This window comes from Myxococcota bacterium (assembly GCA_035498015.1).
In the GTDB taxonomy this organism is placed as follows: domain Bacteria; phylum Myxococcota_A; class UBA9160; order SZUA-336; family SZUA-336; genus VGRW01.
This window is the reverse complement of record DATKAO010000149.1, coordinates 15,154-27,548: the sequence shown is the minus strand read 5'-3', so window position 1 is coordinate 27,548 and position 12,395 is coordinate 15,154. Positions and strand designations below refer to the sequence as shown.

The following is a 12,395-nucleotide window of genomic DNA, read 5'->3' as shown; positions in this document are numbered from 1 at the left end:
TGCTAGACTCGGTTCCGCAATGTCCGAGCTGCGGAGTCTCTACCAAAAGGCCTTCGATCTGTTCGTCGCCGGGAAGTATGACGAGGCGGTGAGCGCGTACCAGAAGGTGCTCGCCGCCGACCGGCGCTTCAGCCTCGCCTACCAGGGCCTGGCCGAGGTCTACAGCCGCATGAACCGCCTGGACGATGCGATCGCCACCATCCGCAAGGCGATCGAATGCGATCCCGAGGAGGCCTTGTTCCACACCAGTCTCTCGCGTTTCCTGCAGCGCCAGGGGAAGATCCCCGAGGCCGAGGAGGCCGCGGCGGTGGCAGCGCGCAAGAACGCGCACCACTAGCGCCGTTGAAGTCACTCGCGCTGGCGGCGCTCGTGGGCGTGCTGCACGTGCACCACGCGCCCTCGCACGACAGCGACGCGCCGTTCGCGGACGTGCTCGCCGCGGCCGACCAGGACGGCCTCGACTTCGTGGTGATGACCGACCACGCCGACGTGAGCGCGCCGGCGCCGCTGCCCGGGGTCGAGCACGCGGGCGTGCGCATCGCGCCCAGCGGCCGGAAGGTGCTGGTGCTGGTCGGCGCGGAGCTGGCCACCGCCGACGGCCACTTGCTGGCGCTCGACGTGGTGCGCGCCGTGCCGGCGCTGGGCCGGCCCGGGCGCGACGTGATCGCGGACGTCCATGCGCAGGGCGGCTTCGCGGTCGTGCCGCACCCCGAGAGCCACGGGGGCTGGCACGACTGGGACGCGCCTTTCGACGGGCTCGAGATCCAGAACACGGCCTCGGATTTCCGGCGGCTCTACGGGCCGCTCCTGCCCGTGCGCCTGGTCCGGTTCGCCTTCGACCGCGAGGCCGTGCTGCGCGAGCTCTGGCTCCGCCCCGAGGCCGAGCTGGCCCGCTGGGATGCGCTGCTCGCGGCCGGCCGGCGCGTTCCCGCCTTCGCGGGCACCGACGCGCACCAGAACGTGTCGCTGCTGGGCTGGCAGCTCGACCCCTACGCGCAGCAGTTCCGCGGCGCGCGCATGGTCTGCCCCGACGCGCCGCTGGAAGCGCATGCCGTGTGGCGGCTGCTGCGCGAGGGCGCGTGCGCGGTGCGCTGGGCGTTCTACGAGCCGCGCGCCGCCGAGGCGCGCGAGGTGCGCTTCCCGTCGGGCCGGGTCGAGCTCCAGCTCGACGGCGGCGCGCGCCTGCTCGAAGTGCGCAATCCGCCGTTCGAGCCGCCGCTATACTCGCCTCCGTGACTCGCATCGATCTGCGCAGCGACACGGTGACGCGCCCGACCCCCGCCATGCGCGAGGCGATGGCGCGGGCCGACGTCGGCGACGACGTGTACGGCGAGGATCCGACCGTGAACCGGCTGCAGGAGCTGGTCGCGGCGCGGCTGGGCAAGGAAGCCGCGCTGTTCGTGCCGTCGGGCACCATGGCCAACCAGATCGCGCTGCGCTCACTCAGCGAGCCCGGCGATGGCGCGATCGCGGCGCGCGACTCGCACATCTGGCTCTACGAGTCGGGCGCGGCCGCCGCGCTGGCCGGCGTGCAGTTCACGCTGATCGGCGAGCAGGGGTCGTTCGGCGCCGAGGACGTGCGCGCGGCGATCTACCCCTCGGACGACCACTTCCCGCGCACGCGCGTGGTGTGCGTCGAGAACACGCACAACCGCAGCGGCGGCCGCATCTTCCCGCTCGAGCGCATCCGCGAGGTCGCCCAGCTCTCGCGTGCGCGCGGCCTGCGCCTGCACCTGGACGGCGCGCGCATCTGGAATGCCGAGGCGGCGACCGGCATCGACGCGGCGCGCTGGGCCGAGCCGTTCGACACGGTGTCGTGCTGTCTCTCGAAGGGGCTGGGGGCGCCGGTCGGCTCGCTGGTCGCGGGCTCGCGCGAGCGGATCGTGCGCGCGCACCGCTTCCGCAAGATGCAGGGCGGCGGCATGCGCCAGGCGGGCGTGCTGGCCGCGGCCGGGCTGTACGCGCTCGAGCACCACACCAAGCGCCTGAGCGAGGACCACGCCAACGCGCGCCGGCTGGCCGACGGGCTCGCGGCGCTGCCGGGAGTCACTCTGACTCCGCCCGAGACCAACATCGTGATCTTCCGCCGCCCCGACGCCAGCGCCTGGGCGGCGCGGCTGCGCACGCGCGGGCTATATCTGTCCGAGATCTCGAGTGACTCGCTGCGCGCGGTGACCCACCTCGACGTGTCGGCGCAGGACGTCGACCGCGCGCTCGCGATCATGCGCGAAGAGGGCCGGTGAGCGCTCGGGGCCTGCGCTTCGAGTGCACGGGCTGCGGCGGCTGCTGCACCGCGCGCGGCGAGTACGCGCACGTGTACCTGAACCCGGACGAGGCGGCGGACCTGGCGAAAGAGCTCGAGCTCCCGCTCAAGGAGTTCCGGCGCCGCTTCACGTTCGTGGACGAGTACGGCTACACCCAGCTGCGCTTCGACGATTCCACCTGCGTGTTCCTCGAGCGCAAGACCAACCGCTGCACGGTCTACGGGGCGCGCCCCACCCAGTGCCGCACCTTCCCGTTCTGGCGCGACCTGGTGTCCGGGGGGCGCTTCACGCCCGAGGCGCGGGCGCTGTGCGAGGGCATCGGCCGGGGGCCGACCCACCGCATGGCGGACGTCGAGGCCCGCATGCTCGAGATGGAGCTCGCGGACGAGGGCTGAGCGGGGGCCGCCCCGAGCGGAGCTGGGCTATTCTCCCGCTGCCATGTCTCGACCCCGTGAAACAGGAAGAGGCCCGGGTTCCTGGGGCGCGGTGGCGCAGCACCTGCGCGAGACCGCGCGCATGCGCGAGAGCCTGCCGCCCGAACGGGTGGCCCTGCTGCAGGACGTGCTTCGGCTCGCGGGCCGCCTTCACGGCGCGCGCGCGCTCGACGTGGGCTGCGGCAGCGGCGCGCTGGCGCGCCAGCTCGCCGCCGGCGGCGCGCAGGTCGTGGCGATCGACGCCTCGCCCGCGGCCGTGCACGCGGCGGCCCACGAGGCCAAGGAGTCCGGCGAGCTCCCGCTGCCCGAGTTCGCGGTCGCCGATCTGCTCGCGCCCGACTCGCTGCCGCGCGGACCGTTCGAGCTCGTGACCTGCGTGCTCGCGCTGCACGAGAGCGCCGACCCGGAGCGCGCGCTGCGCTCGGCCGCGAAGTTACTCCACCCGCGCGGCCGGCTCGTGCTCGCGCTCGAGCACCCGTGGCGCGCGGAGGGGCAGAAGGGACCGCTCGCCAGCCTGCCCGCGCTGCTCGGCGCGCTGCGCAACGCCGGCCTGCGACTCATCGACGCCGCCGAGCCCGCGCCACCCGGCGCGCCGCCCGGCGAGCGCCCGCACCACCTGGTGATCGCCGCCGAGCGCACGCGCCTGCGCCCGCGCAACCGCGGGACCAGTCACTGAAGCTCCCGCCGCCGGGATACACTCGCGCGAGGGCGCAAGGAGGCGGCGATGGCGGGACAGATGGTCGAGTTCGCGAGCAACGGCGGGCAGGCGCAGGGCTACCTCGCGACGCCGGCCTCGGGCAGCGGACCCGCGCTGGTGGTGATCCAGGAGTGGTGGGGGCTGGTGCCGCACATCAAGGCCGTGGCCGATCGCTTCGCGGCCGAAGGCTTCTTCGCGCTCGCGCCCGACCTGTACCGCGGCGAGTCGGCCAAAAAGCCCGACGACGCGGGCCGGCTCATGATGGCGCTCGACATCGACCGCTCGGCGCGCGACCTCGCGGGCGCGGTCGCGTTCCTGCTCGCACGCAAGGGAGTCAGTGCGCGCAAGGTCGGCACCGTGGGCTTCTGCATGGGCGGGCAGCTCGCGCTGGCGACGGCCTGCAAGAGCGGAGACGTGGGCGCGTGCGTCGACTTCTACGGCGTGCACCCCAACGTGCGCCTCGACTTCGCCAAGCTCTCCGCGCCGGTGCTGGGGCTGTTCGCGGAGCGCGATGGCTTCGTGACTCCCGAGATCGCGCGCAAGCTCGAGCGCGACGTGAAGGCCGCGGGCAAGTCGTTCGAGCTGCACATCTACCCCGGCGTCGACCACGCGTTCTTCAACGATACGCGCCCCGACGTCTACAACCGCGAGGCCGCCACCGATGCCTGGAACCGCACGACGCAGTTCTTCCGCCGAAACCTGCACTGACTCGCTCGGCTCGCTGACTCGCCGCGAGCTGCTCGTCTCGGGCGCGGCCGCGCTGGCCGCGGCGGCACTGCTGCCGGGCGCGCTGCAAGCGCACGAGGGTCACGACCACTTCGACCTGTCCGAGGCGGCGAAGATCGGACTCGCCAAGGGCAAGCTCGTGTACGTCTCGCCGCTCAAGCAGGACGGCAGCGAGAGCCGCTGTCACGGCGAGGTCTGGTACTTCTTCGACGCGGGCGCAGTCGTGATTGCGACCGCGACCAAGGGCTGGAAGGTGCGCTCGGTCATGAAGGGCTCGGCGAAGGCCCGCATCTGGGTGGGCGACTTCGGCTCCTACTCGGGCGCGAAGGAGAAGCTCGCCAGCGCCCCCACGTTCCTGACCCGCGCCGAGATCGACCGCGATCCGGGCACGTTCGAGCGCCTGCTCGAGGCCTACGGCAACAAGTACCCCGAGGAGTGGGGCAAGTGGAAGCCGCGCTTCCAGTCGAGTCACGCCGACGGCTCGCGCACGGTGATCCGCTACACGCCGATCGAGGCCTGAGCGGTCAGGCGAACGCGCGGTAGGCCAGCGCCTCGGCCACGTGCGACTGGCCGAGCGACTCGCGGGCGTCGAGGTCCGCCAGCGTGCGCGCCACGCGCAGCGTGCGCACGAAGGCGCGCATGGTGAGTCCCAGCCGGGCCACCGAGCGCTCGAGCAGCGCGCGCGCCGGCGGGTCGAGCGGGCAGTGCTCGGCGAGCGCCGGATGGGGGATCTCGGCGTTGCAGCTCCACCCGGCCCGAGCGAAGCGGCGCGTCTGGCGCTCGCGCGCGGCGCACACCCGCTCGCGCACGCGCGCGCTCGGCTCGCCGGCGGGCCCGGCGCGCAGCATGTCGCGCCACGGCACGGGCGACACCGGAATGTGTAGGTCGATGCGGTCGAGCAGCGGGCCCGAGAGCTTCGCGCGGTAGCGCGCGACCTCGGGCTCGAGACAGCGGCACTCGCGCGCGGCCGTGCCGCGCCAGCCGCACGGGCAGGGGTTCATGGCGGCGATCAGCTGGAAGCGCGCCGGCAGGCGCACGCTGCCGTGGGCGCGCGCGAGCCGGATCTCGCCCTCCTCGAGCGGCTGGCGCAGCGCCTCGAGCACCGGCCGCCGGAACTCGGGCAGCTCGTCGAGAAACAACACGCCGCGGTGCGCGAGCGAGATCTCCCCGGGTCGCAGCGGCCGGCCGCCGCCCGCCATGCCGGCGTCGGACGTGCTGTGGTGCGGCGCGCGGAAGGGCGGCTGCGCGAGCAGGCCGTCGGCCGCCAGCGCGCCCGCGGCGCTGTGGATGCGCGTGGCCTCGAGCGCGGCCTCGAAGCCGAGCGGCGGCAGGATTCCCGGCAGGCGCTGCGCGAGCAGTGTCTTGCCGCTGCCCGGCGGGCCGACGAGCAAGAGCGCATGACCGCCCGCGGCCGCGACCTCGAGCGCGCGCTTGGCGGCCTCCTGACCGTGTACCTCGGCGAGATCGGGCCCGCCGGCCGCCGGCGCCGGTGACTCGTGGGGCTCGGCCGGCGTATCGAGCGCGCGCTCGCCGCGCAGCCAGTCGAGCACGCTGGCCAGGTCGGGCGCGCCGAACGCGCGCAGGTCCGGGCCCAGCGCCGCCTCGCCCAGGTTCCCCGGCGCGACCACCACCTCGCGAATCGCGCTGTCCTCGGCCGCGCCCAGCATGGCGAGCACGCCGCGCACCGGCCGCAGGGCGCCGTCGAGGCCGAGCTCGCCCAGGAACAGCACGCGCGCCAGGCGCTCGGACTCGAGCTCGACGCGCGTGCCGGCCACGGCCACGGCGATCGGCAGGTCGAGCGCCGGACCCACCTTGGGCAGGCCGGTGGGCGCGAGGTTCACCGTGACTCGCCCGGGCGGGAACTCGAGACCTGACTGGCGGAACGCCGCGCGGATCCGGTCGCGGCTCTCGTTCACGACCCGGTCGGCCTGCCCCACGATGTGGAACGCGGGCAGCCCCGCGCCCGCCTCGACTTCGACCGAGACACGCACACCGTCGATCACCGACACGGTCGCACCGAACGTCCGCACCAGCACGGCTCGCTCCACCGGGACCGCGGGATGAGAGAGGAGTCGCGGCGCAGCCCGAACGCGTGGCGCGGCGGGCCGCGCGCAGTACCCTGCCCGGCCTTGTCGCCGCTCGTGCGCATGGCCGTGCTCGTGACCGCGGGGTGTCTGCTCGCATGCAGTGACCGCGCGACCACGCAGGCGCCCGCGGCGCCCGCAGCCGCGGAGTTCGACGGCGCGCGGGCCTTCCGCGACCTCGAGGCGCTGGTGAAGCTGGGACCCCGGCCCGCCGGCTCTGCCGCCGCCGGCCAGGCGCGCGAGCTCCTGCGCGACCGGCTGCGCCAGGCGGGCTGGCGCGTCGAGACACACGACTTCCAGGTGCCGCGTCGCGGCTCCGCGCCCGTGGCCATGGAGAACCTGATCGCGCGCCACGGCGCCGGCCCCGCGCGCACCCTGGTGATCACGCACTACGACACCAAGCACATCGCGGGCATCGAGTTCGTGGGCGCGAACGACGGCGCCTCGGGCGCGGCCGTGCTGCTCGAGCTCGCACGAGTCACTTCGGGCGACCCGCGCACGGCGGGCGTGGAGCTCGTGTTCTTCGACGGCGAGGAGGCCTTCGGCGCCAACATCGACCAAGACGACGGCCTGTACGGCAGCAAGGCGCTCGCGCAGCGCATGGCCGACGACGGCTCACTCGCGCAGGTGCAGGCGGTGGTGCTGGTCGACATGGTCGGCGACCGCGACCTGAATCTCGCGCTCGACTTCCGCTCCTCGCCCGAGCTGCGCCAGGCCTACGAGAGCGCGGCCGCGAAGCTCGGCCAGGCGCCACCGTTCGACCCGGGTCAGGCCATGGGCGTGATCGACGACCACACGCCCTTCCAGGAGCACGGCGTGGCGCAGTCGCTGGCCCTGATCGACTTCCAATACGGCTCTAGGAAATCGCCGGGCCCCCGCTGGCACACGGCCGGCGACACGCTCGAAGCCGTGTCCGCCGAGAGCCTGGCCGCGGTCGGGAAGCCCCTGGTCGAGCTGCTGCGCGAGCGGGGTGCAGGCGCCGGGAGCGCGCCGTAAGCTCGCGGGGCTGCTGGGAAAGGGGCCGCCACGTCCGAGGGGGCAGGCGCCACTTCAAGGAGTCCGCGATGCCCACTCTTGCGAACCTCGCTGCGGCCACAGGCCTGCTCGCTCTCTCCGCACTCGGCTGCGTCACTGCGGGGAGCGCCCCGGTCTCGGCTCCGCCCGGACCCGCCGTCCCCACCGTGCCCGTGGTCTCCTCGCTGTCGGTCCGGCCCGGCCCGATCGGCGACTACCTCGACCGGCAGACGGGCGACCTCGAGACGCTCGCCCACGTGAGCGGCGTGGACCGGCGGCCCGACGCGCTGGTCGTGAGCCTCGCGAGCGCGAGCCTGTTCGACCAGAACGCCGCCGCGCTCTCCGACGCCGGCGCGCAGCGCGTGCGGGCGATCGCCGGCGTGATCCAGCGCTATCCCAAGCAGCGCGTGATCGTGAAGGGCCACACCGACTCCGAGGGCAGCGAACGCGCCAGCCAGCGGCTGTCGGAAGACCGCGCGGACAGCGTGCGCAACTTGCTGATCGCCGAGGGCGTGGCGCCCTCGCGAATCACGGCGATCGGCATGGGCGCGAGCCTGCCGGTCGCGAGCAACTCCACCGCGGAAGGCCGGGAGCAGAACCAGCGCATCGAGCTCGAGCTGCGGCCCGACGACGACGTGCTGCAGGGGGCGAGCTCGCAGTGACTCGCGCCGTGGTATGGTCGGGACCCTCATGCGCCTGCACCTGATCCGACTCGTGTGCGCCGCCGCCGCGCTCGCGCCCTTCACGGCGCGCGCGCAGCAGGACGCGCTGCCGCCGCACGATGCGCTGCCCGTGAAGATCGAGATCCGCACGCCCAAGCCGGGCGAGACGCTGCGCAACAAGACCGACATGGCGCCGCTCGCCGGGCTCGCGATCGCGGGTGAGCGCGCGACCAACTTCGACGTGATGGTCGTGATCGACGTCTCGGGCTCGACCGAGTACCCCAGCGGCATCGACGTCGACAACGACGGGATCCTGGGACAGACCGAGCGCTCGACCACGCCCGGCGTGGAGGACACGCCGAACACCGACCCCGACGACTCGATCCTGTCGGCCGAGGTCATGGCCGCGAAGTCACTGCTCGGCGGGCTCGATGCCAGCCGCGTGCACGTGGGCGTGGCGTCGTTCTCGGGCGAAATCGACCCGAACACCGGACGCGGCGTGAACGCCGCCAACGACGCCATGCTCGAGCTGCCGCTCACCGCCGACTTCAACGCCGTGCGCGGCGCGCTCGAGGCGATCCGCCTGCGCGGCGCGAGCGGCGGCACCAACATGCAGGCGGGCGTGAAGCTCGCGCTGCGCGAGCTCGCGGCGCTGCCGGGCGCGCTCTCGCAGCCGCGCGCCAACGCGAAGAAGGTGATCCTGTTCCTCACCGACGGCCGCCCGTCGCTGCCCTTCGGGCTCGCCAACGTGGAGGACAAGGAGGACCAGCTCGCGGCGATCGACGCCGCGTCGCTGGCCAAGGTCGCGGGCGTGATGCTGAACGTCTACGGCCTGGGGCCCGAGGCGATCAACTACCCGATCGCCGCCAGCGAGATGGCCAAGGTCACCAACGGCACCTATACACCGGTCCGTGTACCCGGCGACATCGTCTCGCTGCTGTCCGGGGTGTCGTTCGCCAACGTGGAAGACGTGGTCGCCGTGAACCTGACGCTCATGGAGTGGGCCGGCCCGAACGACATCCTGCTCCTGCCCGACGGCTCGTTCAAAGGCTTCGTGCCGGTGCGACCGGGCATGAACCGCATCCGTGTGTCTGCGCTGGCCTCGGACGGCACGCGCGGCTCGACCGAGTTCGACCTGCAGTTCGCCACGCAGGGCATGACCTCGCTCGAGCTCGCCGCCGAGCAGGAGCGCATCCGTCAGCGGACCAAGGAGATCCAGCTCCGGCTCGAGCGCGACAAGCAAGAGGCCTTCCGCAAGCAGGAGCGCGAACGCACGCTCACGATCGGCGTGGAGCGCGGCGGGTCGACGGCTCCGGCGCCCGCGCCCGCGCCGAGCGCGCCGTCCACACCGACGCCGCCGGCCCCGACCATCCAGCCCCGCTGACTCGCGCGAGTCAGTTGACGAGGTTCGGGTCCGAGACTTCCTTGCGGACGAGCTTGCCCTTCTCGTAGTACGAGGTCACGTCGACGACGCCGTCGCCGTTCGTGTCCTCCTCGCGCTTGACCAGCACGACCTTGCCGGGGTCGGTGCCCTCGAAGTACTCGAACACGTCGGGCTTGCCGTCCTCGTTCTTGTCGCGCTCCACGCGCACCAGCACGCCCTTGTCGTCGAAGAACGTGCGTGAGTCCATCACGCCGTTCAGGTTCGTGTCTTCGATCTCGACGTGGCGCTTGCCGTTCACGTACTCGATGCGGCGGTCGATCTTGCCGTCGTTGTTGTTGTCGTATTCCTCGTACGCGAGCACGCCGTTCTGGTACTGCAGGAAGCCGTCGCGCTTGCCGTCGAAGTTGCGGTCGACCTCGACGCGCTCCGCCGACTCAGCGCCGTTGTAGATGATCCAGCGATCGGGCTTGCCGTCCTGGTTGGTGTCTTCCGCGCGGTCCTTCAGGCGGCCGTCGGGCAGATAGGTGTTCACGGCGTCGAGCGTGCCGTCGTAGTCGGTGTCTTCTTCGCGCGTGAGCACCTGACCGGTCTTCGGGTCGATCGTGATCTTGATCTCGGGCTTGCCGTCGCGGTCGGCGTCGAGCGTCTTCACCAAGAGCTCGCGCTTGCCGTCCTTCACGGTCTTGGTCTCGAAGATCGAGTCCGGGATCTCGCGCTGACACGGGCGCCGCGGCGCCGCGGTGGCGTCGGCCGGCGTGGAGCCCGCGCAGTCCTTCGACTCCTTCTGCAGCGCCTTGTTGATCTCTTCCTGCTTGTTGATCGCGGCGAGCAGCTCTTCCTGGTGCTTCAGCTCGGCCTCGATCTCGGCCTCGAGGTCTTCCTGCTTCTTGAGCTCCTGGTCGACCTCGCTCTCCATGTCCTCGTCGTTGCCGCGCGGGTGACTCGAGGCGGGCTGTTGGCGCCGGCCGGACTCGAACGGAACGTCGCCCGTGATGATGCCGTACATGCCGAACAGCGCGGCGCCGGCGAGCGCGCCGATGCCGCCGAACTGGGCGCCGATCACGGTGCCGATGATCATGCTCTCCAGCCCGGCCTCGGCGCGGCGCGCCATGTCACTCTGGCGCACGCGCTGCGCCTGCGTGGCGGGCTTCTTCTTGCCGCCCTTGGTCGGCGCGGGATCGGGGGCGCTGTCGTCGTCGTCCTTCGACGCCGCCGGGGTCGCCGCGGGCTTCGCCGACGAGTCACTCGCGGGCGTCGGGGAAGTCGCCGCCGGATCGGTCTTCGCGGGCGCGGGGTCGGTCGCGGGAGCGGACGGGGCCGACGAAGTGTCCGACACGGGCGTCGGGCCCGGTGCGGGGGCGCTCGGCGGGGTCGGCTTGGCCGTCGCGCACGCCAGGCTCGCGCAAAGCAAACCGATCAGGATCACCTGAGGGACGTCGCTCATCGGCTTGCGCTTCATCGCGGCCTCTCGGGCAACTCTAACCCGCCCCGTCGGATTTTGCCCCACGACTGATCGGTCGGCGGAAACGTGCGCTTGAGACGGGGCTTCGCGCAACCAGCTGCGCTCGTTTGTGTTCTACGCCACGGCGGGCCCGGGAAGATCTCGAGGCGATTGGTTGACTTCGCTGACGCGCTGCGTAAGCTCGAACACGTTCTATGGGTGGGCAGATGCTCAGGTCTGCGAAAAATGAGACCGATCTCGGTTTCATGAGGGACGCGTGGGCCTCACGCTGATCCAACGCAGCTCGGGCACGAGGCCGCCGAAGAATCCGAAGATCGCGCTGGTGCTCGCGGGGGGCGCGGTCACGGGCGGCGCGTTCAAGGTCGGAGGCCTGAAGGCGCTCGACGAGTTCCTCGTCGGCCGCAAGGTCACTGACTTCGACTCGTACATCGGTCTGTCGGCGGGCGCGTTCCTCGCCACGTCGCTCGCGGCGGGCATCACGCCCGACGAGATGATCGAGGCGCTCGAGGGCACGTCGGAGCGCCTCGACCAGCTGCGCCCGATCGACTTCTACAACCCGAACATCGGCGAGGTGATCGGGCGCGGCGCGGTGTTCAGCGCGCGCCTCGCGGCGTACCTGCCCGGGCTCTTGATCGATCTCTTGTCGGTGCTGCCCGACCTGCCGGGCAAGCTCGGACCGTCGCTGCGCCGGCTGATGGACGCGCCGAGCTACACGCATTTGGAGTCGTTTCTCATGGAGCTCTACGCCGAGGTCTCGCCCAAGCGCGAGTTCCCGTCGGTGGGGGCGCTCTTGCCGTCGGGCATCTTCGACAACGCGCCGCTCGAGCGCTGGCTCGCCACCAACATGGCGAAGATCGGCGTGCCGAACTACTTCGCCGACTTCTACCGCGAGACGGGCCGCAAGCTGTACATCACGGCGACCAACCTCGACACGGCGGAGCGCGTGTTGTTCGGGCCCGAGAACGATCACGGGCTCACGATCTCGGAAGCGGTGCGGGCCTCGAGCGCGCTGCCGGGCTTCTTCCGGCCCGCGCGCATCAACGGCGTCGACTACGTCGACGGCGGCATCCGCCGCACCGCGAACATCGACGTGGCGGTGGAGCAGGGCGCCGACCTGATCATCTGTTACAACCCGTTCCGGCCGTACCTGAACGAGCCGCACGCGCCCGGCCGCGTCGGCAGCCGCTATCTGTCGGACCGCGGGCTGCAGACCGTGATGAATCAGGTGCTGCGCACGCTGCTCCACAGTCGGCTCGCGATGGGCCTGCGCGCGTACATGTACGACGAGCACTTCCGCGGCGACATCGTGGTGATCGAGGCGCGCGAGACCGACGAGAAGTTCTTCGATCTGAACCCGCTCGTGTTCTGGCGCCGGTCCGACGCGGTGCGCCACGGTCTGGAGTCGGTGCGCAAGACGCTGCTCGATTCGGCCGACGTGCTGCAGCCGATCTTTGCGCGCTACGGCGTCGATTTCCGGGCCCCCGACCTGCGCCACCTGGGCGGTGAAGAGGCCCCCCAGGCGGAGCCCCGCTCCGCCGGGCCCAACTTGCGCGTGGTCTCGGGCTAGCGCTCCGTCCTTGAGCCCGCACAGGGCTCGTGATAGCTTGGCCCGCGATTTACCACGGAGTTTCCGTGGAATCGGGGTTCGTGAGGTCGCGCCCGTACGCG

13 protein-coding genes are annotated in these 12,395 nt (G+C 72.1%); 11 read left to right on the top strand and 2 right to left on the bottom strand.

Annotation, left to right across the window (positions count from 1 at the left end):
- The first annotated feature begins 19 nt into the window (after window positions 1–19).
- The 7 genes from VMR86_13600 to VMR86_13570 are packed head-to-tail and all read left to right on the top strand — an operon-like array spanning window position 20 to window position 4,641.
- On the top strand, window positions 20–337 hold the full coding sequence (locus VMR86_13600) for a tetratricopeptide repeat protein (protein HTO08078.1): 318 nt from the start codon (window positions 20–22) through the stop codon (window positions 335–337).
- A gap of 5 nt (window positions 338–342) precedes the next feature.
- On the top strand, window positions 343–1,236 hold the full coding sequence (locus VMR86_13595) for a CehA/McbA family metallohydrolase (GenBank protein ID HTO08077.1): 894 nt from the start codon (window positions 343–345) through the stop codon (window positions 1,234–1,236).
- Entirely contained in the window at window positions 1,233–2,243 is a 1,011-nt protein-coding gene (ltaE, locus tag VMR86_13590; GenBank protein HTO08076.1) for a low-specificity L-threonine aldolase, read from the top strand. The genes VMR86_13595 and ltaE overlap by 4 nt, the downstream gene beginning before the upstream one ends.
- Window positions 2,240–2,659, top strand: a complete 420-nt coding sequence (locus tag VMR86_13585; protein HTO08075.1) for a YkgJ family cysteine cluster protein — start codon at window positions 2,240–2,242, stop codon at window positions 2,657–2,659. Before ltaE ends, VMR86_13585 begins: the two co-directional genes overlap by 4 nt.
- Before the next feature lie 43 nt (window positions 2,660–2,702).
- Window positions 2,703–3,374, top strand: a complete 672-nt coding sequence (locus tag VMR86_13580) for a methyltransferase domain-containing protein (protein HTO08074.1) — start codon at window positions 2,703–2,705, stop codon at window positions 3,372–3,374.
- Window positions 3,375–3,422: 48 nt separating this feature from the next.
- Entirely contained in the window at window positions 3,423–4,103 is a 681-nt protein-coding gene (locus tag VMR86_13575) for a dienelactone hydrolase family protein (protein ID HTO08073.1), read from the top strand.
- Window positions 4,057–4,641: a hypothetical protein gene (locus VMR86_13570; GenBank protein HTO08072.1), complete on the top strand. Its 585-nt coding sequence runs from the start codon at window positions 4,057–4,059 to the stop codon at window positions 4,639–4,641. The genes VMR86_13575 and VMR86_13570 overlap by 47 nt, the downstream gene beginning before the upstream one ends.
- A gap of 4 nt (window positions 4,642–4,645) precedes the next feature.
- On the opposite strand, the gene VMR86_13565 is transcribed toward VMR86_13570, so the two are convergent.
- Window positions 4,646–6,157 carry a YifB family Mg chelatase-like AAA ATPase gene (locus VMR86_13565; GenBank protein HTO08071.1) on the bottom strand — a complete coding sequence of 504 codons (1,512 nt, stop codon included), beginning with the start codon at window positions 6,155–6,157 and terminating at the stop codon, window positions 4,646–4,648.
- Window positions 6,158–6,250: 93 nt separating this feature from the next.
- On the opposite strand from VMR86_13565, the gene VMR86_13560 reads away from it, so the two are divergent.
- From VMR86_13560 to VMR86_13550, 3 genes are all read left to right on the top strand, one after another.
- Entirely contained in the window at window positions 6,251–7,201 is a 951-nt protein-coding gene (locus VMR86_13560) for a M28 family peptidase (protein ID HTO08070.1), read from the top strand.
- A gap of 68 nt (window positions 7,202–7,269) precedes the next feature.
- On the top strand, window positions 7,270–7,881 hold the full coding sequence (locus VMR86_13555; protein ID HTO08069.1) for an OmpA family protein: 612 nt from the start codon (window positions 7,270–7,272) through the stop codon (window positions 7,879–7,881).
- A 13-nt stretch (window positions 7,882–7,894) separates the two neighbouring features.
- Window positions 7,895–9,265, top strand: a complete 1,371-nt coding sequence (locus VMR86_13550; protein ID HTO08068.1) for a vWA domain-containing protein — start codon at window positions 7,895–7,897, stop codon at window positions 9,263–9,265.
- A gap of 10 nt (window positions 9,266–9,275) precedes the next feature.
- Here the strand turns inward: VMR86_13550 and VMR86_13545 are convergent, their stop codons facing one another.
- Window positions 9,276–10,724 (bottom strand): hypothetical protein, encoded by a 1,449-nt coding sequence (locus tag VMR86_13545; GenBank protein HTO08067.1) that lies wholly within the window; start codon window positions 10,722–10,724, stop codon window positions 9,276–9,278.
- A 259-nt stretch (window positions 10,725–10,983) separates the two neighbouring features.
- Between VMR86_13545 and VMR86_13540 the strand changes: the two genes are divergently transcribed.
- Window positions 10,984–12,294, top strand: coding sequence for a patatin-like phospholipase family protein (locus tag VMR86_13540; GenBank protein HTO08066.1), 1,311 nt, complete (start codon window positions 10,984–10,986; stop codon window positions 12,292–12,294).
- Window positions 12,295–12,395 lie beyond the last annotated feature (101 nt).